Here is an 18228-nt window from a genome sequence, read left to right as displayed (position 1 = left end):
CTCAGGCCGCGCCAGCCATCAGCCAGCGTGCTGCGATACACAGCGCCAGCGCCAGGGTGGAGGAAACCCACATCAGTCGAATCGTTCGGGAAATGTCGTCTACCGCAATCGGGCGCAGCGCGTCGCCAATCCACGGCTTTTCTACGCGCTGACCAAAATAGTCGTTGGGTCCGCCAAGCCGGATGCCCAGCGCGCCGGCGACCGTCGCTTCTGCCCACGCGCAGTTGGGGCTGCTGTGGTTGTAGCGGTCGCGCCAGCCGACGCGCAGCGCGCGGGAGAAATCGTCACGGCATAGCCACGCCGCGATGCTCAGCAGAAGCCAGCTCAGACGAGCGGGGATATAGTTCGCCAGGTCATCCATACGGGCGCTGACCATGCCGATCGCACGGTATTTTTCGTGCTTGTAGCCCACCATTGAATCGAGGGTATTCACCGCCTTATAGGCCATCGCCAGTGGCGCACCGCCCAGCATGAGGAAAAACAGTGGGGCGATAACGCCATCGACTGTGTTCTCCGCGACGGTCTCCACCACCGCCCGGTTGATCTGTTCCGGCTGAAGTTGAGACGTATCGCGTCCCACTATCCAGGAGAGTTTTTCGCGGCTTTCATCAAGGTCGCCCGCTCGCAGAGGGCGTTCAACGTCCCGTGCAGCATTTGCCAGGCAGCGCCCGGCCAGCACGGTAAACATCATCCACACTTCAATCGCCCAGCCCAGCCAGGGATGAACCATCCGTCCGAGCGCCAGTACGCCCCAGGATATGCCCCAGGTCAGCCCCACTACCGCCAGCCACATGACGCCGCCGCCAACGCGTAGCGCCGTATCGCTATGACAGCAGCGGCGAATACTCCGCTGCATCGCATTGATCAGGTTGCCTATCCAGCGCACCGGATGCGGCCAGTTTTGCGGGTCGCCGATGATGACGTCGAGCAGCCACGCGACGCACCAGGCCAGCAGGGTCATAGCGCCCCCCTCGCCGCCGTCAGCCAGCGGTTGAGCATCATGGGGCGTTGGGCAAAGTGGAGGTGCAGATAGCTTGCGAACGTGTTGCCAACCTGCCAGCCGCCCGCCCACTCCTGCATCGTTACGCCATCGCGTACTTTGCGACACGCCAGTACCGCGGGGGTTTGGGGAGAGAAGTCGGAATAGTGAAATTCATGCCCACGCAGCACCTCTCCGCTATCGGCCAGCAGCGTGGGCTGGCGCGCCTGCGCCTCACAATAGCCAAAACGGGTCAGCCGTTTACCCATCCTGCTGTGGCCGGGGATAACATTGGCCATCCGGTGGGTGCCCCCCTCGCTATCTTCGAGCGTGCTGCCGAGATACATCAGCCCACCACATTCGGCGTAAATCGCCACGCCTCGCCGGTGCGCCTCCCGCAGGCTGGCCAGCATCGTGGTGTTTTCCGCAAGCCGTGCCGCGTACAGCTCCGGGTAACCGCCCCCAAGCCAGACCATCTGGCAGTCAGGTAAATGGGTATCGCGCAGCGGGCTAAAGCGGATAATGTCGACCCCGGTACGTTCGAGCAGCGTGATGTTATCCGCGTAATAGAAGTTGAAGGCCTCGTCATCGGCCATCGCGAGCGTCAACCCGCGCCCGGCGTCCCCGTCAGGGAGCGCGGGCCAGGAGCCCTGCGGCAGCGACGCCATCTGGCTGAGCGAGAGAAGTTGCCCGATGTCCAGCGTACGTTCGAGAATGGCGGAAAAATTCTGCCAGGTCTGCAGGTCCGCGACCGACTCCCGGGCGGTGACCAGTCCCAGATGGCGCTCGGGCAAACCGACGCCTTCAACGCGGGGGACATAACCCAGGACGGGTGCCGTGCAGTAGTGTTCAATTGCCGTTTTGAGCAACTGATAATGTGATTCGCTGTTGACGCGATTGACAATCACCCCGGCAATATTGAGGGTGGGATCAAATCGCTGAAAGCCCATTACCGTGGCGGCAATTGAAGTCGAGACCGCCTTGCCATCCACCAGCAGAATCACCGGGCAGCCCAGCTGTTTTGCCATCGCGGCGGTGCTGCAATAGTTCGGGTCGGTGCCGTAGCCGTCATACAGCCCCATCACACCTTCAATCACCGCGATATCCGCCTGCTGCATATGCTCGCAGAACAGCGCGTTGAGTATCGGCTCAGGAAGCATGAAGCTGTCGAGGTTGCGGGAGGATGTACCGCTGACTTTGGTATGCCAGCCGGTATCAAGATAGTCAGGGCCCACTTTATATGGCTGGACGCTTAACCCACGCTGTTTTAACAGACTCAACAGGCCTAGCGTCACCGTGGTTTTACCACACCCGCTTCCGGTACCTGCAAGAACAAACGTGTACTGCTTTGCCGCCATGGCCCTGATCCTGTCCAGGGTGGTCGGGAGGTATAGATACACGTAACCCCAGTCTTTCGACTGTATGATGCATCAGTACAACCCACTTCCCACCGAAGTTGTTGAACGTTCCCGACAGGCAGGTCTTCTGGCTTAGCGTCCTCCTCGCCCGTCCTTCCCAATCTCACGATCAGTGGTCATTACGGGGTCGTCAGCATCACAGCAGCGGGGGCTGCGGGGGATTATCACCCCCTTCCCTACCACAAATGTGGCAAACCGGTCGGCTTACATAATGAGAAAATAGCGCGTTATAAAACAGCAATGCTATTTACGGCGTTTCACTTCATCTTAGGCAAATACTTAACCGTAATGAAATACACGCTGAGTCAAACGTGGCGCCAGAATAATTGACGCCTTCCTCAATAACTCAACGTTTTATCACAAAAAATTAAAAGCAAAGATAATTACGCTTAAAATCTCAATATTTATTGCGCTATGACAAGTTATTGCACCACTTGATATTTTTTCATTTTATCGTGATCAAAATTCATTAAGGCATTAAAACCTTGCTATCACATAATATTGCTATTCAACGTAAGTTCGTGTGGCTTTATTGATGCGTTTCGTATTCAGCAGAATCGCAGAATAATATGTAGATTATCCAGACGGGAATTTGCGGTATATCAAGGTACGAGGGAGATCCTCATGACACTATGCTTCAGAATTTGCAGACCAGAAAGGTGGAAACGTGGCTGTTGCGCAATGCCCCGCGTCGTGCGGTGAGCTTATCCAGGGCTGGATTTTGGGTAGTGAGAAACTGGTCTCCTGCCCTGTCGAATGGTACAGCACGGTTGAGGTGAGCTACGGCTCAGCCCTGGCGGATGAACGCCCGCTGTCGCGCGCGATGGTCGAGCGGTTATTGCAGCACTGGCACTACCCGGCGCAGTTGAGCCAGGATATCCGCATTGATGTGCATTCGACCATCCCGATTGCCAAAGGGATGGCCAGCAGCACCGCAGATATTGCCGCCACCGCCGTCGCCACCGCCCACCATCTGGGGCATCAGCTTGACGAAAGCACGCTGGCAACGCTTTGCGTTTCGCTCGAACCCACCGACAGTACCGTGTTTCGCCAGTTGACCCTTTTTGATCATAACGACGCTTCCACGCAGATTTCATGTGACGCCCAGCCCAATCTCGATCTGCTTGTTCTCGAAAGTCCGCAAACGCTGCGCACGGCAGATTACCACCGCATCCCGCGTCAGGCGGGGTTACATGCCGGTGCGCCAGCGCTGAAACGCGCATGGGAAAAAGTACAGGAATCCTGTATGACGCAAAACCCTTACCGGATGGGAGAAGCGGCAACCCTCAGCGCCATCGCCAGCCAGACGCTGTTGCCTAAACCGGATTTTGACGCACTGCTCTCACTGGTGGAGGAGTGCGGTATCTACGGGGTGAACGTGGCGCACAGCGGCAGCGTCGTGGGGCTGATGCTGGACAGAAATAAAGACGATGTCGATTATGTGAAATGGCTGTTAGCGAAAAAACAGCTCACCCGCCACTGGCCTGAACAACACCTGCTGCGGATGGTAAAAGGCGGCGTGACGCTACTCTGACAGCAACTTGTGCTGAATGAACCACTCGACCTGCTGCTTAACCTCTTGCTCGTGTTCCTGCGCTAAAGCCTGTTGCAGCGGAACATGCCGGAAAAACGCGTCCCAAAATGCACGCTTGCGCTCCCGGTCACTGCACGCGCTATTTACCCTTTCACGCAGCACCCCCGCCAGCCGCACGCTTTCCCGCATGCCAGGGGGAAGATGGGCTGCGACATGCGCTTTGAGGATCTTGCTGTACACCGGCGCATTGCCCCCGCAGCTCAGCGCAATAATGATCGGCGAATGGTCAATAATAGCCGGCGAGATAAAGGTGGCAGCAGAAGGGTCGTCTGCGACATTGCAAAACAGACGCTCCGCGCTGGCGGCCCTGGCAACCTGACGGTTCACCTGCGGATCGCTGGTTGCGGCAATGACCAGCCAGCATGACTGCAGATACTGCGGCGCAAACGTCGCCGGGACCCACTCGATGTCACCGCACGCGTGCAGGCTGGCGAGTTCCGGCGTCAGGGAGGGCGCAACCAGACGCAGCTCAGCCCCGGCAGCCAGCAGCCCCTTTGCCTTATGCGTCGCCACCTGCCCGCCACCGACGATCAGGCAGAGCTTACCCTTCAGATTGCAAAAAATCGGGAAATAGTCCATCGCCTAGCCTTGTAAAACGTCAGTCAGCGCGGCAATAAACCGACGGTTCTCCGCTTCAGTACGCACGGCAATCCGATAGTAGTCGCGATCGAGCCCTGGATAGTTTTCGCAGTGGCGAATAAGGATATGGTGACCAAGCAGTGCCGCTTTCAGGTCGAAACCCTGACGCAGGCAGCGGAAGAAAATAAAGTTGGCCTGCGGCTCCCAGACCACCAGCGATGAAAAACGCGTCATCGCCTGCCACAGGAAATCCCGCTCCCGGGCGATAAAGGCGTGGCTGCGAGCAATATAGTCTTCATCCAACAGCAAATGTTGCCCCACAAGCGCCGAGAAGGCATTCACGGACCAGGGCTCGCGGGTGCGTTTCAGCTGGCGAATAGTCTGCGTATTTCCGCTCAGCAGATACCCAAGGCGCAGTCCGGGAATAGCAAAAAATTTGGTCAGAGAACGCAGCAGGTAAAGATAACGTGACTCAGCCAGCCGTGGCGCCAGCGTGGAGCCTTGCGGCAGAAAATCGATGAACGCTTCATCCACAATCAGCGAAATCTCCAGCGTTTCGCACAGCGAGGCCAGCCGATCGAGAAGACCGGTATCAGGCATGAGTCCGGTAGGGTTATTCGGCGTTGCGATGAACAGGCAATCGGGCCTGTGCGCGCGAACGGCGTCCAGTATGGAGAAATCCACCTGGAACCCGTTCTGCTCACTCAGCGCATAGTCGATTATCTCGCAACCCTGCTGCTGTAATGCCCGGCGATATTCGGCAAACCCCGGCACCAGCAGCATCGCCCGGCGAGGGGCAAGCGTTCGCACCAGGCCATAGATCAGCTCCGTTTCGCCATTCCCGGCAATCGTCTGGTCGTAGTCACACCGACTGGCGCTGGCCAGCGCCTGATGAAGATGGCGGTATTCAACGTCCGGGTACTGCGTGATGATATCCAGATGGGACACAATGAGCGACCTGACGCGCTCGGGCAGGCCTAACGGATTGATGTTCGCGCTAAAATCCAACAGCAACTCGGGAGCGATCCCCAACTGCAGCCCCGTTTCCAGGACATTACCACCATGCTCACTCATTCGTTTCACTCGGCCATTTCGAAAATGTCAGGATAACATCAGACAACAACCTGATTCAGCGCGATATGCGATGCAGAAAACGCCAGTATCTCCTGCAGGTTGACCACCTCACCGACGACAATCAGCGCAGGAGCATGCAGTTTTTGACGCTCAACCTCGAGGTGGATATCGGTCAGCGTACCTTTGGCAATCTGCTGACGAGACTGGCTGGCATACATCACTACCGCCACCGGCGTCTCAGCGGACATGCCTCCCTCAATGAGCTGCTGGCAGATTTCCGTCAGCCGGGTCATTCCCATCAGAACGATCAGCGTTCCGTTGATTTGCGCCAGCGCATGCCAGTTTTGCGGGTCGTTCCCCTGGCACATATGACCGGTCACAATATGAAAACTGGAGGCGTAATGACGGTGCGTGACCGGGATCCCGGCATAGGCCAATCCGCCAATCGCGGAGCTGATCCCCGGCACGACTTCGAACGCCAGGCCGTCTTTTGCCAGCTGCTCGGCCTCTTCCCCCCCGCGGCCAAAAACGTAGGGGTCACCGCCTTTCAGACGCACCACCTGCCGCCCTTCCCCGGCGTGCTTGACCAGCAAGGCATTGATTTGTTCCTGAGGTACCGGATGATGACTTGGGGTTTTACCGACATCAATAATCAGACAGCTTGCCGGAGCCTGAGCCAGAAGCTCAGGGTTAACCAGGCGATCGTGAACAATCACCTCCGCATGGCGGATACAGTGCAGACCTTTTACCGTAATTAAAGACGCATCGCCAGGCCCTGCCCCTACAAGCCAAACCTTCCCTTTACTCATCGTTATATCCTCAGATTAAATATTCAAAGACGTAAGAAAGCGGGTAATTAAAATTAGCGCTGAATTATACCCACCTCCAGATGCCAAAAATTTGATGTATTTATCACTCTCCCTTAATTGTATGAATGGCGGGTAATGGTGCCAACTTACTGATTTAGTGTATGATGGTGTTTTTGAGGTGCTCCAGTGGCTTCTGTTTCTATCAGCTGTCCCTCCTGTTCAGCTACTGAAGGCGTGGTGCGTAACGGTAAAAGTACTGCCGGACATCAGCGCTATCTCTGCTCTCACTGCCGTAAAACATGGCAGCTACAGTTCACTTACACCGCTTCTCAACCCGGTACGCATCAGAAAATCATTGATATGGCCATGAATGGCGTCGGATGTCGCGCCAGTGCACGCATTATGGGCGTTGGCCTCAACACGATTTTACGACACTTAAAAAACTCAGGCCGCAGTCGGTAAACTCACGCATACAACCGGGCAGTGACGTCATTGTTTGCGCGGAAATGGACGAACAGTGGGGTTACGTCGGCGCTAAATCACGCCAGCGCTGGTTGTTTTACGCGTATGACAGGATACGGAGGACGGTTGTGGCGCACGTATTCGGTGAACGCACGTTGGCCACGCTGGAGCGTCTTCTGGGCCTGCTGTCGGCCTTTGAGGTCGTGGTATGGATGACGGATGGCTGGCCGCTGTATGAATCACGCCTGAAGGGAGAACTGCACGTTATCAGCAAGCGATATACGCAGCGCATTGAGCGGCATAACCTGAATCTGAGGCAGCATCTGGCAAGGCTGGGCAGGAAGTCACTGTCGTTCTCAAAATCGGTGGAGCTGCATGACAAAGTCATCGGGCATTATCTGAACATAAAACACTATCAGTAAGTTGGAGTCATTACCTGAATGGCGTTTATGACCAATATCAATAAAACAGTAAATACCTTCTCACCAATGTCTGCATGGCAATAGACCTCCACTTATAAAAGTCAAAAAAAATATATTTACCACCCACAACAATAAAACAGGCGCTCGATCACAAATATTACAATGTTTTTGTTATCAACGTTTACAGATAAATATCAAACCCAAAACCAACAACATCCAATAGATTGAATTTCAATGACTTTCCATGACACATCATAACCATCATCATTTTTGGAAGGATTTTTTGAAAATAGATCAATTGCTTCCTTTTCGTCTTCAAAAGACACTCCAACACCATTAACAGACCGAATATCCATTAACTATTTTTAATACCCATAATATTTTTACAATCAGCCCTACAGAGGATTACCCATGAAGAAATCAACACTTGTCATTGGCGTCATTGGTGCTGACTGCCATGCGGTAGGCAATAAAGTTCTGGACCGTGTTTTTACTTCCCATAATTTTCACGTAATCAATCTTGGTGTGATGGTGAGCCAGGATGAATATATTGATGCGGCCATCGAAACCGGGGCTGATGCTATTGTCGTTTCATCCATCTACGGCCATGGCGATATCGACTGTCTGGGGCTGCGTGAGCGCTGCATCGAACGCGGTATCGGCGACATCCTGCTTTTTGTGGGCGGTAATCTGGTCGTGGGTAAGCACGATTTTGCCGACGTCGAAGCCAAATTCAAAGAGATGGGTTTCAACCGCGTTTTCGCCCCAAGCCACGACCTGGAAGACGTCTGTCAGCTGATGGCGAACGATATACAGCAGCGTCAGCGCGTTGAAGAGCTTTGTCTCGAAGAGGGCTTCTGATGCAAATCGTCTCAGTCGACATTGGTTCGACGTGGACCAAAGCAGCACTCTTCACGCCGGAGGGTGATGCGCTAACGTTGGTCAACCATGTTCTGACCCCGACGACGACCCACCACCTGGCGGAAGGGTTCTTTACCAGCCTGAACCAGGTGCTAAACGTTGCCGATGCGCGACCTTTGCTGAACAGCGGGGACGTTACGCTGAAATACTCCTCGTCGGCAAAAGGTGGGCTCGCCGTTGCCGCAATGGGTCTGGTGCCGTCGATCACCCTGGAATCGGCCAAAGTCACCGCCCATTCAGCAGGTGCCAAAATCGCCCAGTACTACTCCTACAAACTGAACCGCCACGATATTCGGGCGCTGGAGGATTCTCCACCGGACATTCTGCTGTTCACAGGCGGTACGGATGGCGGAGAAGAGAGCTACGGTCTTGCCAATGCCCGCGCGCTGGCCGCATCAACGCTGGATTGCGCCATTATCTACGCTGGAAACCGCGATATTCAGGACGACGTGCAGGCTATTCTTGGCCACAAAGATCTGATTACGGTCGACAACGTTTTGCCTGACCTCGATCACCCGAATCCGTATGCCGCCCGCAAGGCCATCTGCGATGTCTTTCTGTCCCGCATTGTGAAGGGAAAAGGGCTGGACGTTATCGTCGGGGAAACCGGCGAAGAGCCGATGCCAACACCGTGGACCGTCTACGAGCTGGTGAAAGCGATCAGCGACGTCGACAGCGCGTGGAAAGAATTCATGCTGATCGACATGGGCGGTGCCACCACCGACGTCTATTCCGCCAGCGCCAACATGCTCTCCCCGGATACCGTTCTGCACGGCGTGCCTGAGCCGTTTGTGAAACGCACCGTCGAGGGAGACCTCGGTATGCGCGTCTCGGCGGTGGTGGTCGGCGAAAGTACACACGAACTGGTGAACGCGGTGTTTGCCCATCAGCCTCAGCGCAAGGAAGCGTTTTATCGCTATCTGCGCCATCTGGTCGCACATCCGGATTATCTGCCTGTCACCGAAGAAGAAAAACATTTCGACACGCTGCTGGCCGGGCTATGCGTTGGGTACGCCAGCGAGCGCCACGCTGGCACCAAAAAACAGGTCTGTACCTGCGTAGGTAACGTCGATTTGCAGGTGGGGCGCGATCTGACCACCGTGCGCAAAGTGGTCGGCTCCGGGGGATGGCTCTCCCGCGCCAGTCAGTTTGATGTTCACCGCTGGCTGAAGTACCGCGAGCTGGACGACAGCAGCAGACGCGTGCTTTTACCCGGGCAGTTTGATTATTACCGCGATGCAAAAGGTCTGCTTCCTCTGCTGGCGAATGTCGCCAGGCTGGACCCGCAGGCGGCGGCTCGCACCAGTATTCATTGTTTAACCCTATAAAACCTAAGGCAGCAACGAATGGAACTTCGAAATAAAAAGCTAACCCATGACGAATTCATGACTGAGCGGCGACAGGTCTTACAAACCTGGCATACCGGCAAGGACGTTGAGAACTTCGAAGATGGCGTGAAGTACCAGCAAACCATTCCTGAGCAAAAACGCTTTTCTCACGCACTACTGAAGGCCGACCAGGAAGGTAAAACCCTGAGCCAGCCGCGCGCAGGCGTAGCGCTCATGGATGAACATATCGCCCTGCTCAAAACGCTGCAGGAAGATTGCGATTTGCTGCCCAGCACCATTGATGCCTACACCCGTCTGAATCGCTATGAAGAGGCAGCGGTAGGTATCCAAAAATCCATCGAAGCGGGCACCTCCAAACTTAACGGCTTACCGGTCGTTAACCACGGCGTCGCCGCCTGCCGTCGCATGACTGAAGCGCTGGAGAAACCGATTCAGGTACGTCACGGCACGCCAGATGCGCGCCTGCTGGCGGAGATCGCAATGGCCAGCGGCTTTACCAGCTACGAAGGCGGCGGTATCTCGTACAACATCCCGTACGCTAAGCGCGTCACTCTGGAAAAATCCATCCGCGACTGGCAGTACTGCGACCGCCTGATGGGCCTGTACGAAGAGAACGGCATCCGTATCAACCGCGAACCGTTTGGCCCGCTGACCGGCACCCTGATCCCGCCGTTTGTGTCCCACTCGGTGGCGATTATCGAAGGTCTGCTGGCGCTGGAACAGGGCGTGAAGTCAATCACCGTCGGCTACGGCCAGGTCGGTAGCCTGACGCAGGATATCGCCGCCATTCAGGCTCTACGCGAACTCTCCCACGAATATTTCCATAACCACGGCTTTGACGATTACGAGCTGAGTACCGTCTTCCACCAGTGGATGGGCGGCTTCCCGGAAGATGAGTCAAAAGCGTTTGCCATTATCTCCTGGGGTGCAGCGGTTGCCGGTATGTCCGGAGCGACCAAAGTGATCACCAAGAGCCCGCACGAAGCGTTCGGTATTCCGACCGCTGCCGCAAACGCCCAGGGGCTGAAGGCCTCGCGTCAGATGCTCAACATGGTCAGCGATCAGAAATTCCCACCGTGCGCCGCCGTTGAGCAGGAAGTCGAGCTCATTAAGAGCGAAGTCCGCGCCGTGCTGAAAAAAGTCTTCGAGCTGGGCAACGGCGATGTCGCGCGCGGAACGGTGCTGGCGTTTGAAGCTGGCGTGCTGGACGTACCGTTTGCTCCCGCCTCCTGCAACGCGGGCAAAATCCTGCCGGTGCGTGATAACGCCGGTGCGATTCGCGTGCTGGAAGCCGGCGCGGTTCCGCTGCCGAAAGATATTCTCGCCCTGCATCACGATTACGTCGCCGAGCGCGCGCGTTTTGAAGGACGTAAGCCCTCATTCCAGATGGTTGTTGATGACATCAACGCGGTATCCCACAGTAAATTAATAGGAAGACCATAATGAAAATTAAACAGGCCCTTTTCACCGCAGGCTACTCCTCATTCTATTTCGACGATCAGCAGGCCATCAAAAACGGTGCCGGGCATGACGGGTTTATCTATACCGGCGCTCCGGTAACGCCTGGATTTACGTCTGTTCGTCAGGCGGGTGAATGCGTATCCGTACAGCTGATTCTGGAAAACGGCGCGGTGGCGGTGGGCGATTGTGCAGCGGTGCAATATTCAGGTGCAGGCGGTCGCGATCCGCTGTTCCTGGCTGAACACTTCATTCCATTCCTTAACGATCACATCAAACCGCTGCTGGAAGGCCGTGACGTTGACAGGTTCCTGACGAACGCCCGCTTCTTTGACGAACTGCGTATAGATGGCCATCTGCTGCATACCGCCGTGCGTTATGGCCTGTCGCAGGCGCTGCTCGACGCGGCAGCCCTGGCGACCGGTCGTCTGAAAACGGAAGTCGTTTGTGACGAGTGGCAACTGCCGTGCGTCCCGGAAGCCATCCCATTATTTGGTCAGAGCGGTGACGACCGCTATATCGCCGTCGACAAAATGATCCTCAAAGGCGTTGATGTACTGCCGCATGCGCTTATCAACAACGTGGAAGAGAAGCTGGGCCTGAAAGGGGAAAAACTGCGTGAGTATGTACGCTGGTTATCCGACCGCATCTTAAGCCTGCGCACCAGCCCGCGCTATCGCCCGACGCTGCACATTGACGTGTACGGCACTATCGGTCTGATTTTCGATATGGACCCGGTCCGTTGCGCCGCGTATATCGCCAGCCTCGAAAAAGAGGCCCAGGGCCTGCCGTTGTACATTGAGGGGCCGGTGGATGCGGGTAACAAGCCGGACCAAATCCGCCTGCTGACCGCCATCACCCACGAGCTGATGCACCTGGGTTCCGGCGTGAAAATCGTTGCCGATGAGTGGTGTAACACCTATCAGGACATTGTGGATTTCACCGATGCGGGCAGCTGCCACATGGTGCAGATCAAAACCCCGGACCTTGGCGGTATTCACAACATCGTTGATGCGGTGCTGTATTGCAACAAACACGGCATGGAAGCCTATCAGGGCGGTACCTGTAACGAAACGGAAATCAGCGCCCGCACCTGCGTGCACGTGGCCCTCGCCGCTCGCCCGATGCGCATGCTGATCAAACCGGGCATGGGCTTCGATGAAGGTCTTAACATCGTGTTTAACGAAATGAACCGCACCATCGCACTGTTGCAAACTAAGGATTAAAAGATGGCACGTACATTTAAGATCTTATCGCCAACGGCAATCCTGGGCTATGGCTTCCCGGAAGAGAGTTTTCGTAAAGCTATGGAAGAATCGCCGGATCTTATTGCGGTTGACGCGGGCTCTTCCGACCCTGGCCCCCACTACCTGGGGGCAGGTAAACCTTTCACCGACCGGGCGGGGGTAAAACGCGATCTGCGCTATATGATCGTGGCTGGCGTTAAGCACAATATTCCGGTGGTGATCGGTACCGCAGGTGGCTCCGGTGCCGCGCCGCATCTGGAGTGGTGCCGGCAGATAATCCTCGAAATTGCTCAGGAAGAGAAACTCTCATTCTCTATGGCGCTGATCCCCTCGGATGTCGATAAAGCCACTGTGCATCAGGCGCTGGACAACGGGAAAATCACTGCCCTGGATTTCGTCCCGGAGCTGACCCACGAGGCCATCGAGGAGAGCACCTATATTGTCGCGCAGATGGGTATCGAGCCTTTCCAGCGGGCTCTTGCGGCCGGGGCGCAGGTGGTGCTGGGCGGACGGGCATACGATCCGGCCTGCTTTGCCGCACTGCCTATCATGCAGGGCTTCGATGAAGGTCTGGCGCTGCATTGCGGTAAGATCCTTGAGTGCGCGGCGATTGCTGCTACGCCGGGATCTGGCTCCGACTGCGCGATGGGCATCATTGACGATAACGGCTTTACGCTGAAAACGTTTAATCCGAAGCGTAAATTCACCGAAACGTCGGCCGCGGCGCACACCCTGTATGAGAAATCCGACCCGTATTTCCTGCCGGGACCGGGCGGCGTTCTGAACCTGAAAGGGTGCAGCTTCAAAGCGGTCAACGAGGGCGAAGTGTACGTCAGCGGTTCCCGCCACGAAGAAACGCCGTATGCGCTGAAGCTGGAAGGCGCCCGCCGGGTTGGCTTCCGCTGCCTGACCATTGCCGGTACGCGCGACCCGATCATGATTGCCGGGATCGATAACATCCTCGAAGAGGTGCAGGTCAGCGTGAAGCGCAACCTCTCGCTGAATGACGACAGCATCCGCATGACGTTCCACCTGTACGGAAAGAACGGCGTGATGGGCAACCATGAGCCGATGCAGTCCGCCGGGCACGAGCTGGGTATTTTGCTGGACGTGGTGGCCCCCACCCAGGATATCGCCAACAGCGTCTGTTCGCTGGTGCGCTCTACCCTGCTGCACTACGGCTATGAAAACCGGATCGCCACAGCGGGCAACCTCGCGTTCCCGTTCTCCCCTTCCGATATTCAGAGCGGCCCGGTGTATGAGTTCTCAATCTACCACCTGATCGAAGCGAGCGACGCGCTGCGTTTTGATTTCCACCTCGAACAGGTCACGCCAGAAGGAGTTCAGTTATGAAACACAGTATTTGCTCACTGGCGCAGGTCATTCGTTCTAAAAATGCGGGGCCGTATGAGCTGGTTCTGGATATTTTATTTAAAACGCGTGAAGACTATCAGCGGGTAAAAGCCTCGGAGCAATTAACGCCACAGCTTATTGCCCGTTTATATAACGTTAAGCCTGACTTTATACATCGCATTATCTGGTTCGACCCGGCCAATGCGGTCAAAATTGTCATGCCTCGCGATATTATCTCCGGCAACGTCGGTGACAATGATGTTTATGGTGCCCAGCAGCATGCGCCGTTATTAAGTATTGAGTTTGAGCTGTAACACTACAAATACAACAACGTCCATTGGGATATAGATATTTGCTGTATCACTGTATTCCAGATAATTCATGCGGTTGGTCACAACAAACGTGCGTCTGAGCGGTTCGTCATGGCTCAGACGCACGCGACCCTACACATTAACCAACCTTTATCCGATGGAGTAAACATGAAAAAAATAAGCTTAACGAAAATGATCATATTAGGTTTGATACTCGGCATGATAGCCGGGGTGGTCATTAATAATATGGCATCAGCAGATACAGCAAAATCGTATTCACAAGATATTTCTATTTTCACCACTATATTCTTACGTATGGTGAAAATGATTATCGCCCCACTGGTCATTTCAACCCTGGTGGTCGGCATAGCCAAAATGGGTGATGCTAAAACACTCGGCCGTATATTCTCCAAAACCTTTTTCCTTTTTATTTGTGCCTCGCTGCTGTCGATCGCGCTGGGGCTGGTTATCGTCAATATCTTCCAGCCTGGCGCAGGCATTAACTTTGTCGCCCATGACGCCGGGGCCGTTGCGGCCGTTCAGTCCGAGCCGTTCACGCTGAAAGTGTTTATCTCTCACGCGGTACCGACCAGCATCGTTGATGCTATGGCCCGCAACGAGATCCTGCAAATCGTGGTGTTCTCGATTTTCCTCGGCTGCAGCCTGGCGGCCATTGGCGAGAAAGCCGAGCCCATCATTAAGGTGCTCGACTCTCTGGTGCATGTGATGCTGAAGCTGACGGGCTACGTCATGCTGTTTGCACCGCTGACCGTGTTTGCCGCGATCTCCGGACTGATTGCCGAACGCGGTCTGGGTGTGATGGTCAGCGCAGGTATTTTCATGGGCGAGTTCTACATGACGCTCGGCCTGCTGTGGGCGATTCTGATTGGCCTGTCCACGATGATTGTCGGTCCGTGCATCAGTCGTCTGACAAAAGCGATCCTCGAACCTGCGCTGCTGGCCTTTACGACCTCAAGTTCAGAAGCGGCTTTCCCGGGCACGCTGAACAAACTGGAAAAATTCGGCGTCTCCTCCAGGATTGCCAGCTTTGTCCTGCCCATCGGCTACTCCTTTAACCTGGTCGGCTCAATGGCCTACTGTTCGTTTGCTACCGTGTTTATCGCCCAGGCGTGCAACATCGAACTGAGCATTGGCGAGCAGATTACCATGCTGCTGATCCTGATGCTGACCTCGAAAGGGATGGCGGGCGTGCCGCGTGCATCGATGGTGGTTATTGCCGCCACGCTCAACCAGTTCAACATTCCGGAAGCGGGCCTGATTTTGCTGATGGGCGTCGATCCGTTCCTCGACATGGGCCGTTCCGCCACCAACGTAATGAGTAACGCGATGGGTGCCGCCATCGTCGGGCGCTGGGAAGGCGAACACTTCGGCGTCGGCTGCCGCGGCAAGGTTCCGGCCAAAGAAAGTACCACTTCAGATACAGAAATCGCCATGTATTGATTACAAAGGCCAACCGTCGTTGGCCTTTTATCTTCCGATTTACAGGATAGCCCCATGAAGATAAATATTTTCGGCGTCAGCCTCTTATCCTTCAGCCTGTTATTTAGCGCCGCCGCGCTGGCGCAACCCGCCCCGGACTACGCGCAGCTGCTTGAGCAGGCTCACCAAAAATTTAAAGGTAATCATGAGGGGAAAGTCGCCGATTACATCCCTGCCCTGGCGACCTATAGCCCCAACAATTTCGCCATCACACTTGCCACGGTCGACGGCAACATTTACCAGGTTGGCGATGTAAAAAAAGCGTTCCCAATGGAGTCGCTGAGTAAAGTGTTCACCCTGGCGCTGGCGATGGAGCAGCGTGGTCCGCAGGAGGTGCTGGATAAACTCGGTGCCAGTGCGACCGGTCTGCCCTTCAACTCCGGCTTAGCGGTTGAGCTGACCAAAGGTGCGCCGGAAAACCCGCTGGTAAATGCGGGGGCGATGAGCACGGTAAGCCTGATCGAGGCGAAAGATAAGACCGACCGCTGGAACAAAATTCTCAATAACCTGAATTCGTGGGCCGATGCCTCGCTGACCGTCAACGAACCGGTGTTCAAATCAGAAATGGAGACCAATCAGCATAACCAGGCGCTGGCGATGCTGATGGCGTCCTACAACAGCTTTTATGGCGATACCCGGGAAGCTGTCGAAATCTATACCCGCCAGTGTTCCGTAGATATCACCGTTGAGCAGCTCGCCAAAATGGGCGCAGTGCTGGCGAACAAAGGCAAATCACCTTTCAACGGTAAGCAATTGCTGAATGAACGCTACGTACCGCAGGTTCTGGCGGAAATGGCGATTGCCGGGCTGTACGACGGTAGTGGCAAATGGCTGTACACCGTTGGGATCCCGGCGAAGAGCGGTGTCGGCGGCGGCATGGTTGCCATCGTGCCCGGGCAATACGCCATCGCGGTCTATTCGCCACCGCTGGATGCCGCCGGGAATAGCGTCCGCGCCCAGCAGACGATTGCGTACGTCGCTGAGGCGACGCAGGCCAATCTCTTTTTAGCCCATTGACCCAACCGGCTGTGATTTTGTAAGCCGGGCGTGGCAGCTGCGCCAGCGCCCGGCAAAAACGACCACAAAGAGAGAAGTATTATGTCTAAACCATTTGTCTGGCAGGAATTGTTTGTTCAAAGTAACGATACGACGGAATATGAACTCCTCAGCACGCAACACGTTACGGTGACGGAGTTAGAGGGCGAGGAGGTCATTAAGATGGCGCCTGAGGCATTGACCCTGCTGGCCCAGCAGGCCTTTTATGAAGCCTCATTTTTCCTGCGCGCCGGACATTTAACGCAGATAGCCAGCATCCTGCACGACCCGCAGGCCAGCAGTAACGATAAGTATGTCGCCCTGCAGCTGCTGCGTAACGCCGAGGTATCGGCAAAAGGCGTTCTGCCAAACTGTCAGGATACCGGCACGGCCACCGTCGTGGCGAGCAAAGGCCAGCACGTCTGGACCGGCGGTGATGATGCCGAAGCGCTGAGCAAGGGAATTTACGCCACCTTTAGCGAGTGTAACCTGCGCTACTCGCAAAACGCACCGCTGGACATGTATACCGAGGTCAACACCCAAACCAACCTGCCGGCGCAGATAGACATCAGCGCCACGCCGGGGAGCGAATATCGCTTCCTGTTTGTCAATAAAGGCGGCGGTTCGGCTAACAAAGCCGCGCTGTTCCAGGAAACGAAATCCATTCTGCAGCCGGAGAAGCTCACCGCGTTCCTGATCGAGAAGATGAAGTCGCTCGGTACCGCGGCCTGTCCACCGTATCACATTGCCTTTGTGGTCGGCGGTCTCTCTGCAGACCAGGCGCTGAAGGTGGCGAAGCTGGCTTCAACAAAATATTATGACAACCTGCCCACCAGCGGGAACGAGCTGGGCCAGGCGTTCCGCGATACGGCGCTGGAAGCTACGCTGCTCAACGCCAGCCGCGAATTCGGCATCGGCGCCCAGTTTGGCGGCAAGTACTTCGCGCACGATATCCGCGTCATCCGTCTGCCGCGCCACGGCGGTTCCTGTCCTGTCGCCATGGCACTCTCCTGCTCAGCCGACCGCAATATCAAAGCGAAAATCAACAAACACGGTATCTGGCTGGAGAAGCTGGAACATAACCCAGGGAAATATATCCCGGAGGCCAGCCGTGATGAAAACGACGCCCGAGCCGTACAGATTAACCTGAACCGCCCGCTGCGTGAGATCCTGCGCGATATGTCCGCCCTGCCGATCGGCACCCGGCTGTCGTTAAGCGGCCCGATTGTGGTCGCCCGCGACATCGCCCACGCAAAAATCAAAGCGCGGCTGGATAACGGCGAGCCGATGCCTGAGTACATGAAAAACCATATCGTCTATTACGCCGGGCCGGCGAAAACACCGGAGAATCAGGCCTGCGGCTCCCTCGGCCCAACCACCGGCGGGCGCATGGACGGCTATGTCGATGCGTTCCAGGCCGCGGGCGGAAGCCTGATCATGCTTTCCAAAGGTAACCGCAGCCAGCAGGTCACCGATGCCTGCCATAAACACGGTGGCTTCAACCTCGGCAGTATCGGGGGTGCGGCGGCTCTGCTGGCACAGCAGTTCGTGAAAAGCCTGCGCTGCCTGGAGTATCCCGAACTGGGCATGGAGGCGGTATGGATGATGGAGGTCGAAAATCTGCCCGCCTTTGTGCTGGTGGACGACAAAGGGAATAATTTCTTCAGCCAGTTTGAGCAGCAGCATCGCTGCGCATCCTGCCCTGCCGGACATTAAG

The 18228-nt window shown here is 55.8% G+C and carries 16 protein-coding genes and 1 riboswitch; of the genes, 11 read left to right on the top strand and 5 right to left on the bottom strand.

Features of this window, described 5'->3' with window-relative positions; genetic code table 11:
* Window position 1: 1 nt before the first annotated feature.
* Both cbiB and LCD46_07595 read right to left on the bottom strand, forming a co-directional pair.
* Complete coding sequence (cbiB, locus tag LCD46_07600; protein ID UOY72167.1) at window positions 2-961, bottom strand: adenosylcobinamide-phosphate synthase CbiB; 960 nt, start codon at window positions 959-961, stop codon at window positions 2-4.
* Window positions 958-2337: a cobyrinate a,c-diamide synthase gene (locus LCD46_07595; GenBank protein UOY72166.1), complete on the bottom strand. Its 1380-nt coding sequence runs from the start codon at window positions 2335-2337 to the stop codon at window positions 958-960. The genes cbiB and LCD46_07595 overlap by 4 nt, the downstream gene beginning before the upstream one ends.
* Window positions 2338-2436: 99 nt before the next feature.
* Window positions 2437-2612: riboswitch (cobalamin riboswitch) on the bottom strand.
* Window positions 2613-3064: 452 nt separating this feature from the next.
* Here LCD46_07595 and LCD46_07590 point away from each other — a divergent pair.
* Window positions 3065-3931: an L-threonine kinase gene (locus LCD46_07590; GenBank protein ID UOY72165.1), complete on the top strand. Its 867-nt coding sequence runs from the start codon at window positions 3065-3067 to the stop codon at window positions 3929-3931.
* On the opposite strand, the gene LCD46_07585 is transcribed toward LCD46_07590, so the two are convergent.
* The 3 genes from LCD46_07585 to cobA are packed head-to-tail and all read right to left on the bottom strand — an operon-like array spanning window position 3923 to window position 6453.
* Window positions 3923-4570, bottom strand: coding sequence for a bifunctional precorrin-2 dehydrogenase/sirohydrochlorin ferrochelatase (locus tag LCD46_07585; protein ID UOY72164.1), 648 nt, complete (start codon window positions 4568-4570; stop codon window positions 3923-3925). The genes LCD46_07590 and LCD46_07585 overlap by 9 nt on opposite strands.
* 3 nt (window positions 4571-4573) lie before the next feature.
* Window positions 4574-5644 carry a threonine-phosphate decarboxylase CobD gene (gene cobD, locus LCD46_07580; GenBank protein ID UOY72163.1) on the bottom strand — a complete coding sequence of 357 codons (1071 nt, stop codon included), beginning with the start codon at window positions 5642-5644 and terminating at the stop codon, window positions 4574-4576.
* A 38-nt stretch (window positions 5645-5682) separates the two neighbouring features.
* Window positions 5683-6453, bottom strand: a complete 771-nt coding sequence (gene cobA, locus LCD46_07575) for a uroporphyrinogen-III C-methyltransferase (protein ID UOY72162.1) — start codon at window positions 6451-6453, stop codon at window positions 5683-5685.
* 186 nt (window positions 6454-6639) lie between these two features.
* Between cobA and LCD46_07570 the strand changes: the two genes are divergently transcribed.
* The 10 genes from LCD46_07570 to LCD46_07525 all read left to right on the top strand — a co-directional run bounded on the left by LCD46_07570 (window position 6640) and on the right by LCD46_07525 (window position 18227).
* A protein-coding gene (locus LCD46_07570) for an IS1 family transposase (protein ID UOY72161.1) occupies window positions 6640-7337 on the top strand; the annotation gives its coding sequence in 2 pieces (ribosomal slippage) (window positions 6640-6889 and window positions 6889-7337; 699 coding nt in all).
* 411 nt (window positions 7338-7748) lie between these two features.
* A complete protein-coding gene (locus LCD46_07565; protein UOY72160.1) occupies window positions 7749-8198 on the top strand; it encodes a methylaspartate mutase subunit S in 450 nt (149 codons plus the stop codon).
* Entirely contained in the window at window positions 8198-9586 is a 1389-nt protein-coding gene (locus tag LCD46_07560; GenBank protein UOY72159.1) for a glutamate mutase L, read from the top strand. Before LCD46_07565 ends, LCD46_07560 begins: the two co-directional genes overlap by 1 nt.
* Window positions 9587-9604: 18 nt before the next feature.
* A complete protein-coding gene (locus LCD46_07555) occupies window positions 9605-11050 on the top strand; it encodes a methylaspartate mutase subunit E (GenBank protein UOY72158.1) in 1446 nt (481 codons plus the stop codon).
* Complete coding sequence (locus LCD46_07550; GenBank protein UOY72157.1) at window positions 11050-12291, top strand: methylaspartate ammonia-lyase; 1242 nt, start codon at window positions 11050-11052, stop codon at window positions 12289-12291. Before LCD46_07555 ends, LCD46_07550 begins: the two co-directional genes overlap by 1 nt.
* Before the next feature lie 3 nt (window positions 12292-12294).
* The gene (locus LCD46_07545) at window positions 12295-13665 is read left to right on the top strand and encodes a DUF1446 domain-containing protein (protein UOY72156.1); all 1371 of its coding nucleotides are present in this window, start codon (window positions 12295-12297) and stop codon (window positions 13663-13665) included.
* Window positions 13662-13979 (top strand): DUF4387 domain-containing protein, encoded by a 318-nt coding sequence (locus LCD46_07540; protein ID UOY72155.1) that lies wholly within the window; start codon window positions 13662-13664, stop codon window positions 13977-13979. Before LCD46_07545 ends, LCD46_07540 begins: the two co-directional genes overlap by 4 nt.
* 165 nt (window positions 13980-14144) lie before the next feature.
* Window positions 14145-15437 (top strand): dicarboxylate/amino acid:cation symporter, encoded by a 1293-nt coding sequence (locus LCD46_07535; GenBank protein ID UOY72154.1) that lies wholly within the window; start codon window positions 14145-14147, stop codon window positions 15435-15437.
* Window positions 15438-15491: 54 nt separating this feature from the next.
* Complete coding sequence (glsA, locus tag LCD46_07530; GenBank protein ID UOY72153.1) at window positions 15492-16493, top strand: glutaminase A; 1002 nt, start codon at window positions 15492-15494, stop codon at window positions 16491-16493.
* A 78-nt stretch (window positions 16494-16571) separates the two neighbouring features.
* Window positions 16572-18227 carry a class I fumarate hydratase gene (locus tag LCD46_07525; protein UOY72911.1) on the top strand — a complete coding sequence of 552 codons (1656 nt, stop codon included), beginning with the start codon at window positions 16572-16574 and terminating at the stop codon, window positions 18225-18227.
* Window position 18228 lies beyond the last annotated feature (1 nt).

Source organism: Enterobacter ludwigii (assembly GCA_023023105.1).
GTDB lineage: Bacteria > Pseudomonadota > Gammaproteobacteria > Enterobacterales > Enterobacteriaceae > Enterobacter > Enterobacter adelaidei.
Note: the sequence above shows the minus strand (reverse complement) of the source record. Positions and strands in the feature narration are given on the sequence as shown.